The organism is Solibacillus sp. FSL K6-1781, assembly GCF_038630735.1.
GTDB lineage: Bacteria > Bacillota > Bacilli > Bacillales_A > Planococcaceae > Solibacillus > Solibacillus silvestris.
This window is the reverse complement of the sequence record NZ_CP152038.1, coordinates 1,917,424-1,942,820: the sequence shown is the minus strand read 5'-3', so window position 1 is coordinate 1,942,820 and position 25,397 is coordinate 1,917,424. Positions and strand designations below refer to the sequence as shown.

Annotated in this window: 23 protein-coding genes; 10 read left to right on the top strand and 13 right to left on the bottom strand. The window is 38.8% G+C overall.

Annotated features, from left to right (window positions below; all coding sequences use genetic code 11):
* Positions 1-11: 11 nt before the first annotated feature.
* Together MHH37_RS09615 and MHH37_RS09610 are read right to left on the bottom strand one after the other, a co-directional pair.
* Positions 12-3,758 (bottom strand): AAA domain-containing protein, encoded by a 3,747-nt coding sequence (locus MHH37_RS09615; protein ID WP_342576072.1) that lies wholly within the window; start codon positions 3,756-3,758, stop codon positions 12-14.
* Between the two features lie 120 nt (positions 3,759-3,878).
* Positions 3,879-4,304 (bottom strand): thioesterase family protein, encoded by a 426-nt coding sequence (locus MHH37_RS09610; protein ID WP_014823885.1) that lies wholly within the window; start codon positions 4,302-4,304, stop codon positions 3,879-3,881.
* 242 nt (positions 4,305-4,546) lie between these two features.
* Between MHH37_RS09610 and MHH37_RS09605 the strand changes: the two genes are divergently transcribed.
* From MHH37_RS09605 to MHH37_RS09590, 4 genes are all read left to right on the top strand, one after another.
* On the top strand, positions 4,547-5,440 hold the full coding sequence (locus tag MHH37_RS09605; RefSeq protein WP_342576070.1) for an AraC family transcriptional regulator: 894 nt from the start codon (positions 4,547-4,549) through the stop codon (positions 5,438-5,440).
* 229 nt (positions 5,441-5,669) lie between these two features.
* Entirely contained in the window at positions 5,670-6,005 is a 336-nt protein-coding gene (locus MHH37_RS09600) for a L,D-transpeptidase (RefSeq protein ID WP_014823887.1), read from the top strand.
* Positions 6,006-6,132: 127 nt separating this feature from the next.
* Positions 6,133-6,306, top strand: a complete 174-nt coding sequence (locus MHH37_RS09595) for a hypothetical protein (protein WP_008407084.1) — start codon at positions 6,133-6,135, stop codon at positions 6,304-6,306.
* Positions 6,307-6,440: 134 nt separating this feature from the next.
* Positions 6,441-6,596 carry a hypothetical protein gene (locus MHH37_RS09590; RefSeq protein WP_014823888.1) on the top strand — a complete coding sequence of 52 codons (156 nt, stop codon included), beginning with the start codon at positions 6,441-6,443 and terminating at the stop codon, positions 6,594-6,596.
* Between the two features lie 69 nt (positions 6,597-6,665).
* Here the strand turns inward: MHH37_RS09590 and MHH37_RS09585 are convergent, their stop codons facing one another.
* Entirely contained in the window at positions 6,666-8,507 is a 1,842-nt protein-coding gene (locus MHH37_RS09585; RefSeq protein WP_342576069.1) for a DNA ligase D, read from the bottom strand.
* A 103-nt stretch (positions 8,508-8,610) separates the two neighbouring features.
* On the opposite strand from MHH37_RS09585, the gene MHH37_RS09580 reads away from it, so the two are divergent.
* Positions 8,611-9,435 carry a Ku protein gene (locus tag MHH37_RS09580; RefSeq protein WP_008407087.1) on the top strand — a complete coding sequence of 275 codons (825 nt, stop codon included), beginning with the start codon at positions 8,611-8,613 and terminating at the stop codon, positions 9,433-9,435.
* A gap of 47 nt (positions 9,436-9,482) precedes the next feature.
* Here the strand turns inward: MHH37_RS09580 and MHH37_RS09575 are convergent, their stop codons facing one another.
* Positions 9,483-10,046 (bottom strand): glutathione peroxidase, encoded by a 564-nt coding sequence (locus MHH37_RS09575; protein ID WP_342576068.1) that lies wholly within the window; start codon positions 10,044-10,046, stop codon positions 9,483-9,485.
* A gap of 323 nt (positions 10,047-10,369) precedes the next feature.
* Between MHH37_RS09575 and MHH37_RS09570 the strand changes: the two genes are divergently transcribed.
* Positions 10,370-11,611, top strand: a complete 1,242-nt coding sequence (locus MHH37_RS09570) for an erythromycin esterase family protein (RefSeq protein ID WP_342576067.1) — start codon at positions 10,370-10,372, stop codon at positions 11,609-11,611.
* A 157-nt stretch (positions 11,612-11,768) separates the two neighbouring features.
* Here MHH37_RS09570 and MHH37_RS09565 read toward each other — a convergent pair whose 3' ends face one another.
* On the bottom strand, positions 11,769-12,140 hold the full coding sequence (locus MHH37_RS09565) for a VOC family protein (protein ID WP_065215982.1): 372 nt from the start codon (positions 12,138-12,140) through the stop codon (positions 11,769-11,771).
* A gap of 195 nt (positions 12,141-12,335) precedes the next feature.
* Between MHH37_RS09565 and aac(6') the strand changes: the two genes are divergently transcribed.
* A complete protein-coding gene (gene aac(6') / locus MHH37_RS09560) occupies positions 12,336-12,770 on the top strand; it encodes an aminoglycoside 6'-N-acetyltransferase (protein ID WP_342576066.1) in 435 nt (144 codons plus the stop codon).
* A gap of 15 nt (positions 12,771-12,785) precedes the next feature.
* The gene (locus MHH37_RS09555; protein ID WP_342576064.1) at positions 12,786-13,226 is read left to right on the top strand and encodes a GNAT family N-acetyltransferase; all 441 of its coding nucleotides are present in this window, start codon (positions 12,786-12,788) and stop codon (positions 13,224-13,226) included.
* Between the two features lie 55 nt (positions 13,227-13,281).
* On the opposite strand, the gene MHH37_RS09550 is transcribed toward MHH37_RS09555, so the two are convergent.
* The 6 genes from MHH37_RS09550 to MHH37_RS09525 all read right to left on the bottom strand — a co-directional run bounded on the left by MHH37_RS09550 (position 13,282) and on the right by MHH37_RS09525 (position 18,488).
* Entirely contained in the window at positions 13,282-13,791 is a 510-nt protein-coding gene (locus tag MHH37_RS09550) for a YfiT family bacillithiol transferase (protein WP_342576063.1), read from the bottom strand.
* A gap of 30 nt (positions 13,792-13,821) precedes the next feature.
* Complete coding sequence (locus MHH37_RS09545) at positions 13,822-15,342, bottom strand: succinate CoA transferase (RefSeq protein WP_342576062.1); 1,521 nt, start codon at positions 15,340-15,342, stop codon at positions 13,822-13,824.
* Positions 15,343-15,723: 381 nt separating this feature from the next.
* Positions 15,724-16,263 carry an NAD(P)H-dependent oxidoreductase gene (locus tag MHH37_RS09540; RefSeq protein WP_342576061.1) on the bottom strand — a complete coding sequence of 180 codons (540 nt, stop codon included), beginning with the start codon at positions 16,261-16,263 and terminating at the stop codon, positions 15,724-15,726.
* Positions 16,264-16,464: 201 nt separating this feature from the next.
* Positions 16,465-16,776: a metalloregulator ArsR/SmtB family transcription factor gene (locus MHH37_RS09535; RefSeq protein ID WP_008407096.1), complete on the bottom strand. Its 312-nt coding sequence runs from the start codon at positions 16,774-16,776 to the stop codon at positions 16,465-16,467.
* 40 nt (positions 16,777-16,816) lie between these two features.
* Entirely contained in the window at positions 16,817-17,770 is a 954-nt protein-coding gene (locus MHH37_RS09530; protein ID WP_342576059.1) for a cation diffusion facilitator family transporter, read from the bottom strand.
* A 181-nt stretch (positions 17,771-17,951) separates the two neighbouring features.
* On the bottom strand, positions 17,952-18,488 hold the full coding sequence (locus MHH37_RS09525; protein WP_008407098.1) for a TetR-like C-terminal domain-containing protein: 537 nt from the start codon (positions 18,486-18,488) through the stop codon (positions 17,952-17,954).
* Positions 18,489-18,658: 170 nt separating this feature from the next.
* Between MHH37_RS09525 and MHH37_RS09520 the strand changes: the two genes are divergently transcribed.
* On the top strand, positions 18,659-20,068 hold the full coding sequence (locus tag MHH37_RS09520; RefSeq protein ID WP_339264512.1) for an MDR family MFS transporter: 1,410 nt from the start codon (positions 18,659-18,661) through the stop codon (positions 20,066-20,068).
* A 39-nt stretch (positions 20,069-20,107) separates the two neighbouring features.
* Here MHH37_RS09520 and MHH37_RS09515 read toward each other — a convergent pair whose 3' ends face one another.
* Positions 20,108-21,286 carry a M14 family zinc carboxypeptidase gene (locus MHH37_RS09515; RefSeq protein ID WP_342576058.1) on the bottom strand — a complete coding sequence of 393 codons (1,179 nt, stop codon included), beginning with the start codon at positions 21,284-21,286 and terminating at the stop codon, positions 20,108-20,110.
* A 101-nt stretch (positions 21,287-21,387) separates the two neighbouring features.
* Positions 21,388-24,474 (bottom strand): efflux RND transporter permease subunit, encoded by a 3,087-nt coding sequence (locus tag MHH37_RS09510; RefSeq protein ID WP_342576057.1) that lies wholly within the window; start codon positions 24,472-24,474, stop codon positions 21,388-21,390.
* Positions 24,475-24,567: 93 nt separating this feature from the next.
* Here MHH37_RS09510 and MHH37_RS09505 point away from each other — a divergent pair, with 93 nt between their 5' ends.
* A complete protein-coding gene (locus tag MHH37_RS09505) occupies positions 24,568-25,389 on the top strand; it encodes a TetR/AcrR family transcriptional regulator (RefSeq protein ID WP_342576056.1) in 822 nt (273 codons plus the stop codon).
* Positions 25,390-25,397 lie beyond the last annotated feature (8 nt).

The following is a 25,397-nucleotide window of genomic DNA, read 5'->3' as shown; positions in this document are numbered from 1 at the left end:
TCCCCCTGTTTCTACACAGCATAATAGCCGTCTTGCTCTTTTACTGTCGTTAATACATGGGCATACATATCCCGTGTTTTCGCGCTTTTAGGCCGCTTTGTGAACATTTCAGTACTGCCGATCATGATCAGCAGTTCCCTTGCGCGGGATAATGCAACATTAAGGCGGCGGTAATCTTTCGCAAACCCGATTTCTCCGCGTTCATTGTCATGGTTCCGCACCATGCTGACGATAATCACATCCATCTCCATCCCTTGGAATTTATCGACTGATCCTGTACGGATGTGTAAATGCGGTACACTGATTTCCTGTTCGATCAAAAGGTTGATGCGTTTTACTTGCTCGGCATAGAAAGAAATAACGCCAACCGATTTTAATGCTTCCTGCGGAATCAATCCTTGTGCTTTCGCTTGTTCTGTCGCTGCATTCAATTCAAGTAGCTGCTGTTTAATTTGTTCCAGCTCAGCCAAATTAAAAAGACTCGAACCTTCTTTCATACGCTCTTCAAAATACGGCTTATCATTTGGAATATCGAGCCATAGTAAATGGTGTTTCCGCGAAATTTTGGATGTTTCAAGGAAATGGTCACGTACAGCATCCGAATCCTCTAACCCGCATTGCAGCTGTTCGGATTCATTTTCGTAAAACGGTGTGATAGTTGACATAATATTTTTATGCATACGATATTGAAGTGCGAGCATTGTTTTGTTTTGTGACGGCAGATTGTTATAAAGACGCTCGAACAATGATTCTTCCAGTAACTTTTCAAGCTCCCGTTTTTCTTCAAATGTTGTACTTTCCTTCACAACTTGCTCCAATGTCTCTTCAAACGTCGCATCCCCGACAAGTGGCGGCAGCTGGTGATGATCCCCAACTAAAATGATTTTGGCACCTTTTAACATCGGCAGTAACAGTTCAGGTGGTGTTGCTTTCGAAACTTCGTCAATAATGACAACATCAAATGTCGGATAGTTGTCCATAAACTCTTTATTCGCTGAAGCAACACATGTTGTTCCGATGACATTGGCGTGTTTCACATACAGTTTGCGAATTTCCTCCAAGTCATGGGCATTGGCATTTTTCAATAAGCCGTGCCATTTGTTTTGAAGTTCCGCTGTTACCGGAAGCAAACTAATTTTCACTTCTAGCGTCTCAATCTGTTCAGTAAGCTGTTCGATCTTTTCGTTTACTTCGATGATCGCTAGCTCAGGGTTCTGCTTTGTCAGCTGCTCCAGTTCTGTCCTGCGTTTTTCAAGCTGGATCCCTTCACTGTTGATGCCTTTAAAGCGCACTGTTAACTGCTCGACAGTCTCCGTACCGAGGGCAATCTGTTCATTTAAAACTGCCAGCTCCTCCGCTTTTTTGTTCAGTTGAAGCTCCACTTTTTCTCGGTTTTGGCGCTGTGTTTCGGTTTTCATCTGATCGAGTTCATTTGCTGCGAGCAGTTCTTCCAGCTCATCCGTTGTATGGGTCAGCGTTATCGATTGATCGATTTTTTCGTTGACCGCATCCATTTGTGATTTTACCGCTGTTGCCTCTTCTTCCAATTGCTGAAGATGCTGTGCCTTCACATCATTTTGCTCTTTAAACTGAAGAATGATTTCTTCTTTCAGCTTTTCGAAAATGAGCACCGTTTCACGGATTGCATCCATATATTTATTGTTCAGCTGCTCGATATATTGCATGCGTAAATGAATGCCCTGAATGGAGCGGGTTCCGTTTTGGGCATTTACTCGACGGTCCCGGAAAGCGATGCTAAGCTTCGTCAAAAACTCCTGAATCTCTTCAAGGGTATAATGATGGCCCATATCCAGCCTGTCCGGTGTCACATGGATACCTAACGCCGTTTTACTGTAGTGCAATGCCTTTTCCAGCCGTTCCTTCACATCTTTGATCGGCTTATACTGTTCCATTTGCGGCTGAATTCGATCAAGTGCTGTAAGTAACCGGTCCATTGCATAGTTCCGGCGAATATTGTATTCACTCATGAACTCTTCAATTTCATATACCTTTTTCAACGATGTGATTTTATCTACGAGCAAATCATACTGTGACGTTTCATTTGCCTTTTCGATATTCGTGTTGATCCCATTAAAGCGCTGCTGGAATTGTTCAAGTTGCGCTTTATAGTGACTTTGCGTAAGTTGCTGCTGGAAGTTTTCTCTCACTTCTTTTAACTGTTGTGCTTGTTCAGTCAGTTGCTCGACAGTCGAGCCGTCTTTTAATTGCTGTTCAAAATTCGCAACGGTTTCTGCTACTGTGCTCTGTGTTGCCTGCAGTTTTTCCAGTTTTCGTTCATTGTCTTCCAGTTCTTTTTTGCATTCAGTCAGTTCTTTTTTCAATGCCAGGATTTTTTCGGCCAAAACATGCAATTCGGCTTTTGCCGCTTCTTTTTGTTCAATTTGCAGTTCGAGCTCTTTTTGTTTTTGTTCAAGCGCTGCAATTTCATTTTGTGCTTGATTGATCTCATTATTTAAAAGCTGTTCTTTTCTTTCATGCAGCGAAATTTCATGGCCGATTGCTTCGAATGTCTGCTCCTGCCAATAGGTCGCAACATTTTCCTCAATGAACTTTTTCCCTTCTTCTTCAATGCTTTCTGTACGACCGTAGCGTAAAATCCGGATATCCTTGTTTGATAAAAGCCGGCTTAATGCATTGTCGACTGCTAAGTTTGATTGGGAAGCAACAAGTGTTTTCAGTCCTGCCTTTGCATTTTGATAGCAAATTTCCGAAATAACTGTCGTTTTACCAGTACCCGGCGGACCCTGAATGACATACAGATCTTCGGAACTAATCGCCCCTTCGACTGCCTGTTGCTGGTAAGGATTCAGCCGATTATGAAAATCTAGAGGAATCGTTTGTCTGCGTTCGGCAATGACTGGTTTATCTTCAAATAGAATCGTTTCGAGGTTCGCATTTGCGGCCAATCCTTCTTTTAAACGTTCAAACCCTTTTAAAAGGCGTTTCAGCTGTGATTTCGTTGCAGCATTGGAGAATTCAATGTCTTCTGATTGGAACTGAAGCTCATTTTTCCGCGCTAAATTACTGTAATACGGTTTTAACGCAATTTCGACGGTATTCTCGTTACGACGGATTTTGGCAACATCTCCGATTTCCTGGACATAGCCGCGTAAACGCGCACTTAGCCCCTCCAGCTGTTTCCACTGCTTTTTATCAAGGTTATTAATTCGGACGGTCATATGAGAAAAGTCGGCATCAAACGTCACACTTGAAAAACGGGCGTGAATATCTTCAATGTCCGCATTTTTGTTCAATACTTTTAAATAGCCTTCCCAGCTGCTGATTCGCTTATTGACATAATCAAAGCGTTCCTGTGCAATCGGCAATTCGTCAATTGCCTTTAGAAACGGCTCCTGGTATGTATGGCCGCTAATACGGGAGGCAACGAAGCGGATTTTCATCGTGGCGCGGCGATTTGTGACAACCGGTGTCCCTTTGCCGCGTGTTCGAAAACTTTTCGCCACAAGCCCGTTTTTCGGGTCGAAAACACAGTCCATGATGACAACGCGCTCTTCAAACTTGTTTTTAAGCTTTACATTTTTTTCATTGTCGAAAAAGATGGTCAAATGCGTCTGCTCTGCATCGACTGATACTTTCTCAATCGCGACAATGAAATATTGCTGTAAATTAAAAAAGGCGTGTTCATCTGGAACATGCTCCTTCATCGCTTCACGTGCCGTATTCGTCAATAAAATATGACAGCGGGTTTGAATATTCGCGATTGTTTTTGGTGCCATGAACACACCTCCCTCATAGTTTTTTATATACAGTTCCGTTAGGTCGTATATGATTATAACAATATTCGTCTGTTCGTTAAAGAAAAAATGCCCTGTTATCAATTTAACAGGACATGTCGATTAACTTTGAATTTTCGCAACTTCCGCATATTTGGCATCCCAAGCAGCATCAATCTTTTTCAATGCGACCGGACGGAAGTTTTCCTTTTTCACTAAAATATGTTGAGACTTCGCCGTTACGGCAACGGTGCCGTCTTCATGCAGAATTTCATAGCCATATGTAGTACGAAGCTTCGTATGTTCTTCTATCCATGTGCGAACGGTCGCCGTTTGTCCGTAGCGCATCGCCGCTTTATATTGAATCGAGAAATCCATAACAGGCGATAAATACCCGTCTTCTTCAAGCTTCGCATAATTAAATCCTAAATCCTTCACAATCTGTGAACGCCCGATTTCGCACCAAATGATGTAATTGGCATGATAAACTACACCCATCTGATCGGTCTCTGCATAACGCACTTCTACTGTTGTTTCTGAAATAAACATTCTCTTCACCTCTAGAGGTATTATAGCGCTAAAATGATTGAGTTGTAAGGATAAAGAATCGATTTGCTGTTTTAAATAGGGTAATTGATGAAGTGTTTAAACTAAATCAGTAATCCAATATCATCACGCTTCTTTACTCTTTCTTTTAATTTCCAAATACAGCAATTTTGGAACAGTTTTCCTCCAGTGCTCTGGTATACTGATTTTACTGTACGAATGACTATACAGCTAGGAGGATATAAATGGACACAATAGAAACTTTACAGGGGATTTTAGAGTTTATCGATGAAAATATTACTGAAAATATCAGTCCGGATATTTTGGCTACACAAGCGGGTTATTCAACTTGGCATTTCAGCCGGGTATTCCAATGGGGTACCGGATATTCGGTGATGACCTATGTCCGGAACCGACGACTTGCATTTGCTGCACATGAACTTTCTTCAGGCAAACGGATTCTCGATATTTCAGTGGAATATGGGTTTGAGACTCACTCTGGATTCAGTAAGGCTTTTCGACGTCATTACGGCTGTTCACCAGGAACTTACCGTTTGCATGCGCATTGTGGCCGACCATTCCCGCCAAGCTTAACCTGTACGTACAAATACTTTATCGGAGGAATTGTTATGGAACCTAAATTTGTTACACTGCCTGCTATTAAACTTGCCGGATATGCCATTAAAACAACGTCAACTGGCGGAGAAAACTCTACAGCAATCCCAGCTTTTTGGGATGACTATATGAGCGGCGGAAAAATGGAAAAACTTCACTCGGAAAACTTTATTAAAAAGCACGATGAATATGGGGTATGCTTCCCGGAAGACCCAACAACCGGAGAGTTTGAATATGTAATCGGGGTCGAACCAAAAGCTGGGGCAAAAATTGCTGACGAATACCATATTTGTGAAGTATCTCCCGCAACTTATGCCGTATTTTCTACACCCCCTTCTGATGCTAAAAACTTTGTAGCTGCCATTCAGGGAACATGGAATTATATTTTTAATGAATGGTTTCCTAAATCGGGGTTCGAGTATGCACCAGGTTGTAATGACTTTGAACTATACGATGACCGTTGCATGCTTGATGAAGGGAAAATTTGCGATATCTATATTCCGGTAGTGAAGTCACAAAAATAAAATCCGAATAAACTTTTCCAACGATTTCACCTCTAATTATTACGTAAAACTGGTCTGCATGTAATTATTTTGGGTTAAGCAGCATATATTAGAATAAGGGTTTATAGACTTGAGTCGTTGCTCAGGTCTTTTTTAAATTCGACAAGGAATAAGATCGACAAAATTGGTTTCCTCGAATTAACTGATATCTATATTGCTTCATACTATTTTAAAATTGGAGTTGATCTTCATGGCAATATGGATCGACATATCCACTTTAAAACATCGATTAAAGCTAATGGATGACAATAAACTTATAAAAGCTTACCCGATTGCAGTTGGCAAAATATTAACCCCAACACCTTCTGGTACATACACGATCATCAATAAACAACTTAATCCTCCTGCACCATTCGGAGTGCTTTGGATGGGATTGTCTAAGCCTCATTATGGTATACACGGAACGAATAACCCGGCTTCAATTGGTAAGAATCGTTCACATGGATGTATTAGAATGTTTAATCACGATGTTCTAGAATTGTCATCTAGAGCAACCATTGGTACGAAGGTTTTTATTCATAATTAAATTTGTAAAATCATTGACTTACCTTGAATTTCGAACCTTATTTCTAGCATAAATTTATCTAATATAGTTTAAAACTATTATTATTTTGGGAATAACAAATATAGAAACTTGAAAAGGGGTAATTATCATGAACATTTCAAAATTATTAGGTGTGCCATATGCTAATTTAAAGACAGCTAAAGTATTTGTTAAACCAGGGCAAGTGGTCGTTACATATAATAAGAAAACATATTTTATTGTAAAAAAGGACGTATTTACTAATATTCTTCATCCATTAAACTATAATGCAATTAATTCTTGAGGCTTGAGAGATATTTTTATCTCTCTTTTTTTCTGCCAAATTTACTGAATCGCTATTTTGTCCTACATACAGCACGGATAAATATAAATTTACTTTTCATACTACATCTATACTGTAATAAGGATGTGATTATTGTGGAAGAAACAAAATTTGCAGAACTGGATTTGAATAAACTGGAGGCAATTAAGCAACTGGAACAAAAATTAAATGTTACGCTGATTGCTTATGACTTATCCCCAAGTCATTCAAACCACCATGAGGATGCTCCTATAGTGATTAATCCTTCTTAATGTATAAAAGAAAAGCCTTCGCATAATTTGCGGAAGGCTTTTTTCTAAGTTGACTGCTGGTGCTACCAACTACACTTGTTTCCCAGTTATTTGATCTAGAGCAGCTCGGAATGGCTGCCGCTCACCCACTTCCCTGAAATTTTTGAAAGGATCCGACATGCGTTCCAGACGTTTTATTATATTTGGAATTGTGAAAAGATCAGGCGTTAATCCTTCGTATACTTCTTCCCATAATAATGGAGTGGCGATTAATCCTTTATTATTGCCGCGTGGTGAATATGGTGCCACAATCGTTTTGCCTTCCCGATGCTGGACATAATCCAAATACAGCCTTTTACCCCTGTTTTTCTTCATCCGCTCGATTGTAAACGAATCAGGAAATTGCTGTACGAGAAATCGGCATATAAACTCGGTAAATACACCCGTATCTTCATAAGAAAATGTGTGCAGTGGCAATGGGATATAGATTTGCATGCCCTTTCCGCCTGACGTTTTAATAAAGCTTGTCAGTTTAAAGTAGTCCATTATCGTTTTAAACTTTACAGCAGCATCTACCGCCAATCCAAACTCATGAACGGAAGGTGGATCCAAATCGAATACAATTTCTGTCGGCTGTTCTGAAGTGACCGGCTGAAACGGAATATGAAATTCCAAAGCGAGCTGATTTCCCAACCACAGTAGGGATTCGAGATTATTGCACAAGATAAAATGGGTGTCGTCTACTAACTGAGTTGTGATAAATTCCGGCAAGTTCTCGATATAGTTTTTCTGGTAAAAGCTTTCACCAGGTACCCCGTGCGGATAACGGATGACCGTCAATAACCGGTCCTGCAGAAAAGGCATCATCATGGGCGCTACCGTCTGTAAATAATACAAATAGTCATCCTTTGTAATATGGCTAGCAGGAAAAACCGATTTGTCCGGATGGGTGACGATGACACTTTCCGGAATCGGGTTTAATTGTCTCTGCATTTGCTGCCAGTTGCACTCGGTAACGTCCAGATGATGTTGGAACGAATGAAAGCGCGGCTCTCTCAATTTACTGCCATCGAAATCAATACAGGCAACGGTTACGCAAATTGAAGGGGGAATCTCGAATATACTTTTCTCCTTTACTGTCCCTTTCGATTTAAAAAAGGCGATCAATGTTTTGCTTTCTTCCTCGGACAAACCATGTTTAAACGAAACCACTTCCATAAGCATGTCTTCTTGATAGATTGCACCATTAAAAAAACCGTTTAATTGATCAAATTTCGTGAGGATGACATTTACATGTTTCCAGTTTTTTATTTTCTGCCAGCTTTTCGTTCTCGTATTTTCCAGCCATTTGCTGCTGCGCTTTTTCGCAATGATCCCTTCCCCATTATGGGACGTTACTTTTTGCCAAAGTAAATGCGGATTTTCAAATACATCAATCGCTTGAAGTCTCTTTGAATCATTATATTGAACAGTGTCAAGTAAATTGAGCCGTTCAAAAAGATCGGATAATAATTGTTTTCTTGTTGTTAACAGGCTATTTCCCTTATCTTTCCCTTTTAATTTCAGTAAATCAAATACAATATAATGACATGGAAATGTCTTTGCATTCGATTCGATATTTTTTTGATTCGTCATTTTTCCACGCTTTTGCACAAACGAGAATTTACTTTGAAAATGATTGATTAAATAAACGATTTCTCCGTCAAAAATCAGCGGTAAATATGGTTCGATTTCAGCATAAATACTCTTACAGAAACGAATGATTTCTGGAAATTTTTCATTTAATACATTCCCATTTCGGCTTTTCAGCTCAGGAATATTTTTGCCCTTGTCCCAAACTAAAATACAGCGATAACCGTCATACTTTGCCTCATACAACCAATCGTCACCTAATGGAATATCCGGTACATCGGTTAATAACATAGGTTTCACATATAGGCCAACTTTCATTTTTATATTTATGCTTTGTTTTTTTTCGCAGACAATACATAAATTAAATTTTTAGTCCCATAGTAAGGAAAAATGAGGTGACAACATGCATACTGTCTGGAAAGGTAGTATTAGTTTTGGCTTAGTAAATATTCCCGTCAAGCTACATGCCGCAACTGAAAATAAAGACGTTAAACTTCGGCAGCTCCATAAGGAATGCCATACACCGATCAGCTACAAAAAGGTGTGTGAAGGATGTCAGGCAGAAGTAAAGGATGAAGATATCGTAAAGGCATACGAGTATACAAAGAACAAATTCGTCGTTTTGGATGAAGAGGATTTGGAAAACTTGCGTAAAGAAAATGAGGACAAATCCGTAGAGATTATAGATTTTGTTAAGCTGGAAGAAATTGATCCGATTTATTTTGAAAAAACATACTATTTATCACCTGATAATACAGGTGGAAAAGCTTATGTCCTATTACGAAAAACGTTGGAGGAATCAGGTAAAATCGGTGTCGCTAAAATTACGATCCGGTCAAAAGAGCAATTGGCCATTGTCCGTGTCTATAAAAATACATTAGTTATGGAGATCATTCATTTCCCGGATGAAGTGCGAGATGTCGGGGATGTACCGAATATACCAAGTGTTGAAGCAGTCGTGCAAAAGGAACTGGATACGGCCCTTATGCTTGTTGAACAATTGACAACAGAGTTTGACCCAACCAAATATACGGATGATTACCGTACAGCGCTCATGCAGCTGATCGAGGAAAAGAAAACGGAAAGTACGGTTGTGGCAAACGAAAAACGACCGCTGCCTGATAATGTGACCGATTTAATGTCCGCATTACAAGCATCCCTGGATAAGACGAAGAAGCCGAAAACGAGAAAACGTGCAACCACTACAAGGACGAAAAAGAATGCATAAAATAAAGCCCATTTCCATTGAAGGAATGGGCTTTATTTGTAATGTGATTATTTTACAGCTGCAGTTTCCAAAAGCTGTTCAATCGCATTTTCGATATCCAGGAATGAAGCATCCGGCTCAAAACGTTGGATGACACGGCCGTTTCGGTCTACTAGGAACTTCGTGAAATTCCAGCGAATATTGCGGCCGATTAAATTATCAGGATAGTTTGTTTGAATTGTATTGTACAAATGTTTTTGCTGCATTGTATCACGTACAAATTCCGGACAATCAACCTCGTGTTTTAAGTAGTTGAATAGCGGATGAGTCTCTTTGCCATTCACATCGATTTTATCAAATACTGGATATGTAACACCGAACTGTAGCTTGCATTGTCTTGCGGACGTTTCTCCGTCTTCCGGGTTCTGCTCGCCAAATTGGTTGCATGGAAATGATAGTACTGTGAACCCTTTTGCTGCATAGCGTTCATATAACTTTTGCATGTCTTCATATTGAAAAGTAAATCCGCAGTTACTTGCCGTATTCACAATCAACATCACTTGATCACGATAAGTTTCCATTGACAGGATCTCACCGTTCGTTTTTTTCACTAAATAATTATAAATACTCATTAAGTCATTCTCCCTGATTCAGTTAGTATAAAACTATCATATTATAAAATTCTACGAAGTACAAAATTACTAACCTGAAAGTTGTAAAAAGTTTAAGATTAAATGAGCAAAATTAAAGGCGCATTGGATTCACGAGGAATCATGCGCCAAAATCATTCGATGGCTAACCGACCATCGTTACTAGCATCACCACTTATTTTATGTTTATACAAAATAATTTTCTTTTGTTTTTTTTAATATGCTCCCGAGTAATTTACACGCAGCTGGGTATTCATATGAGTAGTACGGGAAAGATAACGTTGTATGAAAGGAGCGAAAAAAACATGCCAAGAAAACTGGTAGCTGCAATAAAAGAGCACGCCCTTCCCTTTAACGAACACGGTTTAAATAAAATTGTCGATTCGATTGGAAATGCCCAAATTGTGATGATCGGTGAAGCGTCGCACGGTACATCGGAGTTTTACACAGTCCGCGCAGAGTTAACTAAACTTCTGATCAATCAAAAAGGGTTTAATATAATCGCTGTTGAAGGAGACTGGCCATCTGCACAGGCAGTAAACCGCTATGTAAAAGGTTATGAAGATGACAATGCAACTGCCACAACAATTTTAAAGGAATCTTTTAACCGGTGGCCGCAATGGATGTGGGCAAATGAAGAAGTAAAAGAATTCGTAGAGTGGCTAAAGGATAAAAATGACACATTGAGCAATAAAGTCGGGTTTTATGGTATTGATTTATACAGTCTCTTTGAATCGATGGATGAAGTAATACACTTTTTATCTGAAAACCCTAAGTATAAAGCAGATTTTGAGCACGCAAAGAAGGCATTTTCCTGCTTTGAACCTTACAACAGAATGCCCGAACATTATGCCCTTTCCACTGCTCAATTTACGGATGAATGTGTCCGTGAAGTAACAGATTTGCTGAAATCACTGCGAAATAACAAGGAACAGTACTCGAATAAACATGAGGAAGATTTAAATGTCATGATGAATGCGCTTGTCGCGAAAAATGCTGAAACGTATTACCGGGAAATGATGCAGGATGCAATCTCCTGGAATACACGCGATTCACATATGGTGGAAGCGATCAATGAATTATTGAAGTATCACGGGGATGATGCAAAAATTATTATTTGGGAACATAATACACATATCGGAGATGCATCCGCCACCAGCATGAAAGAAGATCAGATGATCAACGTCGGTCAACTTATTCGTGAACAATATGGAATGGACAATACTTTTGCGATCGGCTTCGGGACGTATGAAGGTACGGTCATCGCTGCTGACAGCTGGGGAGATCCTTTGCAAATAATCCAAGTTCCCTCTTCCAAACTCAACACATGGGAAGGACAGCTCCACGCAGCTGGCGGACAAGATAAAATACTGATTTTTACTGATGAGAATCGGAAATTATTCAATGATCGGATTGGCCATCGTGCAATTGGTGTTGTCTATCATCCTGAATATGAAGTATACGGGAATTATGTTCCATCCAATATTGGTTCAAGATACGATGCATTTATTTACATTGAGCAGACGAAAGCTTTAAAACCTTTATAAAGCAAGCCTACGTTGATCGTATGGCTTGCTTTTTATTTTTAGGCTCTGTTGAAACGCTGTGACATAACGTATTAAGGAAAGATAGATTCGTTTCAATATTTTTACCTTTTCACCACTCTTGTTGTGTGATGATATTAGGTAATAAATTTATCATAATTCACCAGTGAACTTGAAGTTTATTCCCATTTGGGTCATAAAAGTGGAAAAAGGCATGCCCATTATCTTCTTTTATATCTTCGACCGTAACTTGATGATCAATTAAGTGTTGATGAAATTTAGATAGTTCAGGACTCGTGAAGCCAATGCTAAATTCCTGGTTATTATCAATTGTGAAATGTGCAAATGTTTCATCTTCAGTAGGAACTAAGATTAATAAGAATGGTCCTTCATTTACTTTTAAAATGGCTCTTTCCTCAGTATTGTTTAGTAATTGGAACCCTAATATATCACTGTACCATTGTGCAGACACTTCTAAATGCTTTACAGGAATTCGAATATAATGGACTTGTTCAATAAATGACTTACTCAAAGCAATTTCTCCCCTTTATTAAATCAGCTATATAAAAGAGTTCCCTTTTTAAAAGCCTTTTCCCTTCCAATTTTTGCAATAGCTCGACCTTTAAATGAAAATAAATTTTTTGACAATCCAGTGCATAACCACCTATCACCTTCCATTTTATTCTATAATAGTAATCATACTTATTACTATAAACAGGAGGAACCTATGATTAAAGAAGCGACACTGGACCAAGCATCTGCAGCAGCTCACCTTGCTTTACTCCTTTGGCCAGGTAATGATTTACAAGAATTCGTACAGAACATGGAAGACGTTATTACAAACCAGAACAGTACTATTTTCTTAGCATTTAACGATGAAGAACCAATTGGTTTTGCACAATGTCAGCTCCGGTTTGACTATGTAGAGGGTACACATTCCACACCAGTTGGCTATTTGGAAGGCCTATATGTAGTGGAGGCTTCCCGTAGACAGCATTTCGCGCAACAGTTAGTACAAGCATGTGAACATTGGGCTAAAACAAAGGGATGTACAGAGTTTGCAAGCGACTGCGAATTGTCTAATCAGGACAGTATAAACGTTCATCTTAAATTAGCCTTTAAAGAAGCGAACCGCATTGTCTGTTTTACGAAAAAACTTTAAAAGGAGCGGTTCATTGTGGAATTTAAAAGAATGGAAAAATCCGATTTAGCAACATGTACAGAAACATTTATAAAAGTATTTAATGCAGAGCCGTGGAATGACAACTGGAACGATGAAAGTGCGCACCAGTATTTATCCGATTACTACAATACCCCAAACTTTCTAGGTGTAATTGCTATCGAAAATGGTGTACTGCTTGGCTTTATAATGGGCGTGCAACGGAAGTGGTATAGTGGCGATGAATATTTCATCCATGAAATGTGCGTCGATCAAACGTTGCAAAATAAAGGAATTGGAAAAGCGATGCTCAACTATTTAGAAATCCAGTTGAAAGAGAAATCAGTTGAATTGATGACACTGCTCACAAACCGAAATATTCCGGCAGAACATTTTTATAAAAACAATGGCTTTGATGAAATTGAACGTCTCGTCTTTTTATATAAGGAAATAAAATAGTACACTTACAAAAAATGGCTTACCACTGTTTGGTAAGCCATTACAATAAAAAGAATTAATTTGATAGGGCGATTTTAATATGAGCGAAATGATGCTCTTCATGCCATGCCAATTTCGCTAATTTTTTGGCAACTGTGATTGGCCCGTTTGTCTCATGTGTAAATTCACGTTTTAGCTGGTCTTCAGTTATACGTTGACCTAACGAAACGATCCGCTCATTAATACCTTCAAGCATTTTAATCGAACTTTCTACAGGTAAGTCATTGTCTGGCAGTACTGCCCACTTTTCTTGATTAAATCCCGGCAAAGTCGGGTTGTCGTCCGTTAGTGCCAGCTTCAGCCGCTGGTACATGTTCAGCTGTGAATCAGCAATATGATGAACAAGCTGACGAACTGTCCAGGCACCTTCGCGGTAAGTTTTGTTTAACTGCTCTTCATTTAAAGAATCGACCACTTCTCTTAAACGTGTCGTAAATGATTCCGTTTGTTGTAACCATTCCTTTACATTGGCAAGTGTCACCTGTTCAGGTACTTGCAATGGACCAATAGGAAACTTTACATCCATGTTAAAACGCCACCTTTGTCTGTTTATCCATTAGTGTTTAATTTTGTCGTCTTCAAATAACATTGTCCCATTCTCTTTTAAATTGTTATGGAATGAGAATGCTTTTTCAAGGATATGCGGTGTTTGGCCGCCTACTTTTTCTTTTGCCTCTTCGAAATAAGCACGTAACTGTTCTTTATATTTCGGGTGTGCAATTTCAATCAATTTCTCTGCTCGCTTCACTGGTGGAAGTCCACGAAGGTCCGCATAGCCCTGCTCCGTTACGATGACATCGACATCGTGTTCTGTATGGTCGATATGTGAAACGAATGGAACGATTGTTGAAATAGCCCCGTTTTTCGCTAATGAAGAAGTAACGAAAATAGTAATGCGTGCATTACGTGCAAAGTCACCAGAACCGCCAATACCGTTCATAATCTTTGTGCCGTTAACATGAGTTGAGTTGACGTTACCGTAAATGTCGACTTCAATTGCTGTGTTAAACGAAATAACACCTAAGCGACGAATTATTTCCGGGTTATTCGAAATTTCCTGTGGACGGAACATAATTTTATCTTTGTACTTTTCCAAGTCTTCCGCTAGTGAGTCCACGCGCTTTTTGGAAAGCGAGAATGCTGTACCTGCCGCGAATTTAACGATACCCGCATCAATCAGGTCAAACACACCATCCTGCAGTACTTCCGAGAATACTTCAAGATCTTTAAATTGAGACTTTTGCATGCCGTTTAATACGGCATTTGCTACCGAACCAACGCCTGATTGTAGCGGCGCTAAAGATTCCGGCAAATTCCCTACTTCCACTTCATTTGCCAAGAATGCTAATAAATTATCGGCAATTTTCTGTGTTTCCTCGTTTGGCTCGAATAATGGTGACGGAATATCCGGCTGCTCCGATAAAACAATACCTTTAACTTTCGCAGGATCGACTTTAATTCCGATTTCACCAATTCGGTCCCCTGTATTGTAGATAGGAATTTCTTTACGCTCGCCTTGTGCTTTTTGAACATAAATATCATGAAGCCCTTCATATGCTTTTGGGGCTGTTGTATTAATTTCGATAATCACGTTTTCTGCTTTTTCTACAAAAATCGGTGAGTTCCCTACAGAACCTGTTGGAATCACGAGACCGTCTTCTGTAATTGCTGCTGCTTCAATAATCGCATAATCAATTTTACCTAGTGAACCTTTACGTACTTCTTCCGCTGTATGTGATAAATGCTGATCAATATAGTAAATTTCCCCGTTGTTGATTTTACCCCGCATAATCGCATTACCTTGATAAGGCACACGTAAGTTGATGATGCCTGCTTCTGCCATCGATTGGTCGGCAGTTGGACCTAATGATGCCCCTGTATATAGATTTACTTTGAAATTTTCCTGCTCTCCCCGTTTAGAAAGTGCAAGAGGAAATTCTTTAGGCTCTCCGAAAAGTGTAAAACCACTCATTCCCAGATTCATGCCGTCTTCAATCCAAGACGCGGCTTCCTCTGCTGAAACAACTTTGTTTAAAAACGCTTCATTTCTGATGAACTGACTTAAATCTTTTCCCATTAACAATCACCCCAAAATAATATTTTTAGTTCGATGTTACGATGAATTTCTGTAAATCCATATAGCCATTAAAAAATTCGTTACACCTAATTTTTTAATCGCCTTATCTATATTGTAATGAGAGATTCGTCTTTCGTCCATTAGATACTTCCTATAATTTTGATAGATAAAAACTATAGTAAATAAAAAAGCGGATTTAAGGAGTATTCTTTCACCTAAAACAATATTTTTTCGTCACACCATTCTATTGACAAAATGCGATATCTTTATCCTCTATACTGGGCCTTACTGTCTGAGTCTCTTTTTGTTGCAGTAACATTTCCAGGAAAACTCGCCTTCATAAAAAACAACACTTCTTCTTAAAAAGAGGTGCCATCACTATTAAAACTTCTTCATCCATTCCACGAAGTTCACAATCACGCCGTCTAAAAATGCGATTGTCGCTTCATCTGTCAGTTGTCCTAGCGCATCAATTTTTTCATGAACAGCTCCAATATACACTTCGTTACCAGGTAAAACCGGGGAATTTAAACCGATTGCAAATAAAATATCTCGCAAATGCATTTGGGCTTTAACAGAACCTAAGATTCCCATTGATGACCCCATTATAATGGATGGTTTGCCGTTCATCACTTTATCCACACGGCTTAGCCAGTCGATGGCGTTTCCTAACACACCGGGGATTGTAGCGTTATATTCAGGTGTTATCCAAAGAACTGCATCAGCTTCTTTTACTTTTGCCTTAAAGTTTAATACTGCTTTTGGAGGATCCATTTCGATATCCTGGTTATACATCGGCAGAGGGGTTAAATCCAGAATTTCCAAATCGAACTTATCAGCATATCGTGCCTGAATATATTTTGCGATCTTTAGATTGTATGATTCTTTACGGATACTTCCTACAATTGCTACAACTTTCATATTGAAAAACCTCCATTATTTTAGAATTCAACTATAAATGTTTTGTAAACTTGCTGCTGCCACCATGTAAATGGGCAATGATTTTAGTTTGCGTCTTCCGTTTATTGATATACCCTACATTCTTCAATGTCGAAATCAATGAAAAAACACGTAACCGTTCATTAAAGAAAACTTTTACGTGTTGATGACTATTCTATTTAATTAATGATGAGCATGATCGATTGCCTGATGGAGCAAGTTGATAACATGTTCATCTGCACTTGTATAATACAATGTCGTCCCTTCACGCCTGAATTTTACTAAACGTAAATTCTTCAAAAAACGTAACTGGTGGGAAACCGCCGACTGATTTAAATCGAGCTTTTCTGCAATGTCATTTACCGAATGCTCTTCACAGCATAACATGTTTAAAATACGGATTCGTGTCGGATCGCTTAACGCCTTGAACGTTTGCGAAACGACAAACAATGTTTCTTCATCCAATTCATGTTGGGTTCTTTTTTCCATTGTCATACGATTTACCTCTTTTCTCTTATACGCCCGGCGTAATTGATTAATGATGGTGGTGGTGCTGATGGCTTGAATCTTGCTTCGCTGTACAATAAACCGAATGGTCGTGCTGATGCGTAGTTGTTTCAATTTGAATCGTCACGTGATGAATATTTTGATGTAGCAGATCATGTTCAACTTTCTCTAAAAGTTGCTCACTTTCCTTAATCGTCAAGTCATCATTTACAACAACGTGACATGACAGCGCATTTAATCCACTTGTAATTGTCCAGATGTGCAAGTCGTGAAGCGCCTTTACCTCTTCATATTTCTCAATCGTTTCTATGATTTCATCAACAGTTATATCCTGAGGTGTGCCTTCCATTAAAATATGCAATGAAGCTTTCGTTAAATGATATCCGCTGCGAAGTACAAGCGCAGCTACAAAGACACTGGCCAATGGATCTGCCCATCCCCAATCAAAGAACAGTATAAGCAACGCGGCAACAATGGCACCGATTGAACCGATCATGTCACTGATCACGTGCAAATAGGCGCCTCTCATATTTAAATTTTCCTTCGTATCCGCACCGCGCATCATAATCCATGCCACTAGAATATTTACTGCCAATCCGATACTGCTGATGACGAGCATCCCGGTTGAAGCAACTGCAGGCGGATTCATGAAACGACCGATCGCTTCATAAAAAATAAACAGCGCGATGATGATTAACGTCAGTCCATTTAGTGTGGCAGCCAATATTTCAATACGTTTGTAGCCGAATGTTTTACTGGCATTTGCTACTTTTTGTGCAAATACAATGGCCATTAATGCAATTCCAAGTGAAACGGCGTCGCTTAACATATGTCCTGCGTCAGAAAGCAGCGCAAGACTGTTCGTCAGCACCCCACCAATCGCTTCGACAATCATAAACCCGGTAATAATTAAAAAAGATATAAACAGTACTTTCTTGTTCGTACTATGCGAATGATGATGGTGATGATGGTGCTCTCCCATTTAAAACGCCCCCATTTATTTAATATATGAACATATACTCATATATTAACATATTATGAATTCAGAAAATAGTCAATTATATATGCCCAGATTTAATGGCTTAAATTTTTTACACATGAAAAGATTCGCTAATTTTAGGAGTTGTATACAAACTATAGTTTAGCTGTGAAGAACAGCTAAACTATGTTCTGTACAGGAGGTAGATTTGATCAGCAATGTATGACGCATTTAAATAACCTCCATCTTTTAACCACCACGAGATCACACCGACAAGGGACGCCGCTTTTATATGACTGTCGACAAGTGATTTCGACGAAACACGGTCACTGTTCAGCCTTCTCGTATCAATCAATTGTTTCATTAATTGAAATAGCACTTTTTCAAATTGTTCAAACTGGAAAAGTAATCGTAAAGCGTGTTTTTGTGAGGCCAAATAATTGAGCAGCTCAACTAAATGTTCCTTTTCGTTTAACAGATGAATATGGTTTAAATCTGTTATTTTTTCAGTTACTTCATTGAAAATCTCTTTTGTTAAATCATCCATCAAATGATTGATATCTTCATAATGCAAATAAAATGTTGTTCGGTTTAACGTGGCTTGCTTTGTTACTTTTTGTACAGACAACTGACTAAGCATTACTCCTTCTTCCAAAAGTTCGAATACCGCTCTCTTTAACATTTCTTTTGTACGAATTGTTCGTGGATCTATTTTCATCATCAGATTTACCATTCCTGTCTATTAAATATTATTAAATCTACATATTTGAACAATTTGTCGATTAGTCTACAAAGTGCTTCATATTGTGTATGTCAAAGGCTCCTGCTCATTGTTAAAATACTTATTAGACAAACTGTCTATAAAGTTATCGTAGCGTAAGGGGTTTTAAAATGCAAAATGAATTATCGGAACAAACAAGAAAAATACTGCTGATCGTCATGATTGCAGGCTGTTTTTTCTCCACTTTAAATCAGACATTACTCAATGTCGCACTAAGTGATTTAATGAACACCTTTTCGGTATCGCCTACAACAATTCAATGGCTCGCAACAGGCTTTATGCTTGTGAACGGAATTTTGGTTCCAATTACGGCATTTTTAATGAAGCGCTTCTCAACACGCCAACTGTTTATTAGTGCGATGCTATTTTTATTAGCCGGTTCTGTTGTCGCAGCATGTGCAATGAACTTTGGCATGCTTTTAACAGGACGTATGATTCAAGCTGTAGGAGCAGGTATTATTTTGCCTTTAATGATGACCGTAATTGTCTACTTGTTCCCTGAAGAAAGAAGGGGCGCTATTATGGGGAAAGTCGGATTTGCGATTATTTTTGCACCTGCCATTGCCCCGACTCTTGCTGGATTTATTATTGATTATTTATCATGGCGCTGGCTGTTCATCAGCTTAATTCCATTTATCGTTATTATTATTGTCTTAGCGTATAAATACTTGATGAATGTAAATGAAGGTGCGAAATCGAAAATCGATTTGATCAGCTTAATATACTCAACATTCGGATTCGGTCTCTTATTGTTCGGGTTTAGTAGTGCCGGAAGCCGCGGATGGGATGATGGAGTTATTTTAACAACGATTGGTGCGGGATTGATCATTATTTTTCTGTTTTGCCAACGTCAATTGTCTTCACAGGATCCTTTACTGAATTTATCGGTATTCAGATATAAAATGTATTCCATGACGACGATTATAAATGTCGCAATTACGATCATCATGTATGCAGACTTGATTTTACTCCCGATGTATTTACAGGATGGCCGTGGTTTTTCTGCATTGGATGCAGGATTACTGCTGCTTCCCGGTGCGATTATCAATGCATTTTTGTCACCGGTTACAGGGAAACTATTTGATAAGTACGGAGCGAAGCCTTTATTTATATTCGGTTTAGTTTTAGTTGCACTTTCGATGTGGCTCGTTATCGACTTATCTTCTACTACTTCGTATGTATATATTCTAGTACGCACCATTATTTTACGGATTGGGCTGGCATTTATTACAATGCCGTTAAATACGGCTGCCCTTAATGCGATTCCAAGAGAACTGGCCTCACACGGGTCTGCCGTAAACAATACAATCCGTCAACTTGCTGGTGCAATCGGAACGGCTGTCATTGTAACAGTGTATACACTGCAGTTAACGGGTACATCCGTTCAGGTAAACGAAAGTTATGCAAATGCGGCTAGTTCGACGTATTTCTATATGTTCCTATTAGCAATCGTTGCCTTTATTGTCGTACTTTTCGTTCCTAAACATAAACGGACAACGCCCGCTCAAGAAACAAACTAAAAACTGGTGAACCTTCGTAATCGGGGTTCACCAGTTTTTTTACCAGTTCCGGGCCTCATTGGCTATATAAAGTCCGACTGTTTTATTTTGCTTCCAAACATTATTCCATCTTTTTAACGGAACGGATGCTTCTCCGGCATATGGCGCGATTTCAACTGTCATTGCAGGGCGGTCTTTTACTTTTGTGAAATAATCTTCAGATGCCGCTATTGGTTCATTTTTCTTTGTTACCGGCATTACTTTATAGCCGGTAATGGACGATACCCCTTTCACCAACTTTTTCGTTCGGCTGAACTTTGATTTCGTTTGGCTCCAGTAAATAAGTTGACCGGAAGAATGATATGAAATATATGCTAAATGATCCCCACGGTCAATCAGTCTTTTGATCGCAAGCGCTTCCGGTTCAGTATTTGGTGCTTTTCCTTTATATTCTTTGAATGAGGGCCTTGTCGTTTTGATTAAATGCCAGTTTACATTAAATTGACGATTCAGATCGACACCGTTTATATTCGCTTTCCAACGATTAAAATTGGTGCTGTTGTTGTTCATTGCTTTAAGCTTTGTCATCGATGTTTTTACTTTGCCTCCTTGCGCTAGTGTTACCCCATCAGGATTCACCATTGGCACAAATACGATGCTCACTTCACTTAAAATTTCCTTCACCTCGTATTTTCCAATTTTCGTTCCGTTCACATATGCTTTTAAATATGTATCAATCATTTCCATCAATACATTTGTCGTCATATGTTCACGTCCATGAAAAGATGCATCCATCAATACTTCCTTTTTACCCGTTCCAACTTTTAATGAATATAAAGAACGTCCCTCAACCGAACTCCCGATCATCTTCAATTTCGTCAGTGATGGATACATTTGAGAAACGAGCTTTAGCTTTGCTGCCACTTCATCGGACGTGATTATTTTCGAACCATCGACTAACTGGATATAGTGAACATCGGTTAAAGGGATGTAGGCTTCTTTGGAAGAATAGTTGATAACTCCGGATATACCTTTTAATGCCTGCAATAATAACTTCTCACCTTTTGCTACAGTTTTTATGATGTTGCCGTGTTCATCTTTTAGTTCTGTATTCTTCTTCGCAACTACTTGCACCGGGTATTTACCAAGCTCAATTGAGTCTGACGCTGCTTCGGCAGAAATCGAACCAAATCTGAAAATGGCTGCAGCTAACAGACTGAACAACAATAGTTTCTTCATAAAATGCCTCCCGTTATGTATGTTAAAACTTTTCTTCTATACCCATAACTTTACTATAAAAAAACAACCTGCAAGAAATTACTTCTTACAGGCTGTTCGTATTAATTGTCTTTTACATCTTTACGATTCTTCTTCAGTATTTTTGATAATACTTCATATACAATCGGTACGATGATTAATGTTAATAATGTTGATGATAATAAACCACCAATTACTGTTACAGCAAGGTCTTGAGAAATCAGACCGCCGCCAGCACCACCGAATGCCATTGGTAACATTGCACCAATCGTTGCAATCGCCGTCATTAAGATAGGACGTAAACGAGTTGCACCGGCTTCCAGAATTGCTTCACGCATGTTCATTCCTTCATGTTCCATACGGATAATGCGGTCAACAAGTACGATCGCGTTCGTGACAACAATTCCGATTAACATCAGTAATCCCATCATAACTGAAACCGAAATTGTAAGACCTGTTGCGAACAATCCAATCCATGAACCGATTACTGTAAATGGTAAAGAGAATAAAATCGCAAATGGTGCTAAACCTTCACCGAATGTTACAACTAAGATAAAGTAAACGATCGCAATAGCTGCAATCATCGCAACCCCTAGTTGAGTAAATGTTTCAGCCATATCTGCAGCCACACCACCTACACCAGTCGTAACGCCTTTCGGTAATTCTAGATCAGCAATTTTTTCATCCGCTGCAGATGTTGCTTTTGAAATATCTTTATCTATGATCGTTGCAGATACTGTCGCAAAGTATTCGCCTTTTTGACGAGATAATGAATTTAAAGTCGTACCTTCTTCAAGCTCTACAATGTCACCAATTGTCATTGTTTGACCAGTTGCCGTTTGAATCGGTGTTTCCAATAATTCATCAATATCCGCTGCCGCAGATTTTGCTTCACGTTGAACAACTACATTAATATCAGCGCCGTCACTCTCGACAGTTGTCAGCACTTCTTTAGCTGAATTTGTTTGTAAAGCCATTAAAATTTGAGCAGTAGTCAGACCGTATTGTAATACATTTTCCTGATCTACTTTGATTACATTTTCTACATATGGTGCAGAAGCATTAGACTCAACTTCATCAAGTCCTTTAACATCAACTAGAACATCTTCTACTTGAGCAACTGCTTCGTTTAACTTATCTAAATCTTCACTATATAGTGTATAGCTTACTTCATTCGATGACATACCCATCGCGAAGTTTTGCGTTTTCCACTCGCCGGATTGGCCAATGTTAAAGATATAGTCTTCTACTTCTTTTTTCGCTTTCGGGAAATCTTCCATATCCGGATCGAAAATCGCATAGATTAAACCACCGCCTGCACCACCGCCAGTCATCATTGCAGCAGCATCAGTAGAAGGTTCTGTGTTCACCGATAATTGTAAAATATCGATGTCCTCACGTTTCAATAACTCTTTTTCTACTTCTTCAATATTCGTAAGTGTCTCTTCCATCAATTCGCCAGTTCCAGGTGTGTATGTTAAATACATTACTTTCTCTTCTTGAGAACCCATGAAACTAAAGCCGATTAATGGTGTTAGTGCTAGTGAACCAACTAATAGAACAATCGCAATAATTGACGAAATCCATTTATGGTTTAAAGATTTTTCCAAGAAATTACGGTATGTTACTGCAAGCTTACCGACTTCTTTATGCTGACTTTCAGACTTTTCGCCGTAAATTTTCTTACGGAATAATGTGTGTGAAAGTGCAGGTACGATTGTAATCGCAACGATTAATGATGCGATTAAAGCAAATGACATTGTTAATGCGAATGGTACGAATAATTCCCCTACCATACCGCCTACAAATACAAGTGGTGCGAATACTGCAATTGTTACTAATGTTGAAGACATGATCGGCTTGAACATTTCAATTGTTGCTTCACGAATTAACGCACGGCCTTGTAATTTCTCTTCTTTTAAATGCATACGACGATAAATATTTTCTACTACTACAATGGAATCATCAATTACCCGTCCGATTGCAACCGTAATCGCACCAAGCGTCATAATATTCAGCGTAATATCCAGCCAGTGCAATGCCATTAAAGCCATGAATACTGACACTGGAATTGAAATAATCGAGATAATAGTTGATTTAAAGTCACGCAGGAATAATAGGATAATTAATACTGCGATTAAACCACCAAATACCGCTTTTTCAACCATTGTAAAGACTGAATCTTCAATTGGTTTCCCTTGGTCTAAAGAAATATCGATTTTAAGACCTGAAATGGCTTCCTGCTCTTCTTCGATTAAATCTTTAACTGCATTTGCTACAGTCACCGTATTGGCATCCTGGCCTTTTACGATTTGAATCGCAATCGCATCTTTACCATTTGTTCGAGATACTGATTGCACTTTACCTACTTTTTCGATTTCAGCAATATCCCCCAGTTTTACGAAAGGAACCGGGTTGGTTTCAGAAGGTGTTACAGGAATCAGCATTTCTTTTAACTGTTCTTCTGTTTTGAACTTGCCGTCAACTGCAACAGCTTGCTCGCCAGCTTCAAACTCGTATAATCCTAACGAGACTGCAAGGTCACTTGCCTGAATCATTTGCTTAACAGATTCTTCCGTTAAACCTAATTGTGCCATCTTTTCTTCATCATATGTGAAGGCAACTTCTTCAAGATGTTGACCTGTAACTGTCGCAGATGCAACACCGTCAATTTTGTTTAGTTTCGGCAAAATTATTTTCTCTACTGTCGACGTCAGTTCAACAATATCTTCATCCGAACTACTTACTGATAATGCAATAACAGGCATCATGTTCATACTGATTGCCATGATTGAAGGTTCTTGTGCACCTTCAGGAAGCTCAATATTATCTAAAGCAGCTTCTAACTGACGTTTCTTTTCATCCATATCCACGCCATATTCATATTCCACTTGAACTTGTGAAACATTTGATGAAGATGTAGAATATACAGCCTTTACATCTTCTAAACTTTCAACTGCCTTTTCATAAGGAATTGAAAGATCATCCATTACTTGCTCTGGTGTTGCCCCAGGATAAACACCCATAACGATTAGGAACGGGATCGAAATATCTGGAATCGACTCCATTTTCATACGCGTGGATGAATAAATACCGGAAAACACGATAATGATTGTTAGTAACCATACTGCAAGCTTATTCTTTAATACGAAATTAACCAAGCCCCTCACAGTTCCACCTTACCTTTCTTGACTATATGTAACCACCATTCTATAATAATGACTAGTCGGTCACGTGTCAATTGAAAGGGGCTTGAAAATATTATGACAAGAAAACAATTGATAATCGATTCAGCACTACATTTATTTGCCGAAAAAGGGATAGAAGCTACGTCAGTACAGCAAATTACCGATCATTGCGGCATTTCTAAAGGTGCTTTTTATTTATCATTTAAATCAAAAGACGAGCTTGTTTTTTCTATTATTGAACATTTTATGAACAATATAATTCGCGAAGTTGACCAAGCAGTCAGTGAAGGTAATACGCCTTCAGAAAAGCTCCATATCTACTTTGTTCATACTATGAAAGTATTGTCACACTATGCGGGATTTGCGGATATTTTGATGAAGGAAAACGTTTCTGCCATCAATAAGGCATTAATTGAACGGATTCATTATTATGTAGAGCTTTCCAATAAAAATTTGGAAAAGCTGCTGTTTGAAGTATTTGGCGAACAAATCGAGGGACGACAATATGATTTAGTCGTTATTGTAAATGGGATGGTTCAATCGTATATGCAGTATATTTTCGACTCGTGCCAGACATTTGATGCGATGAGGTTTGCAGATTCGCTTGTTGAGAAGACAACTTTATTAGCGACAAAAAGTAAAATAGCGCTGTTGCAAAATACTTCACAGTTTTACAGACGGATCGAAAATTATTCGATTGATCATATAGTGGAGGAACTGATGTTGCTTCAACAGCAGACGACGAACAATTTGGAACTCGATTCCCTCCAATTATTAATAGAAGAAATGAAAAGTGAAAATCCAAGAAATGCGATCATTATTGGTCTCATCTCCAATTTAGAAAAAAACGAGTCCTTTAATTGGATTACGTTATATTTGAAAAAGCAATACAGTTAAAAAGAGAG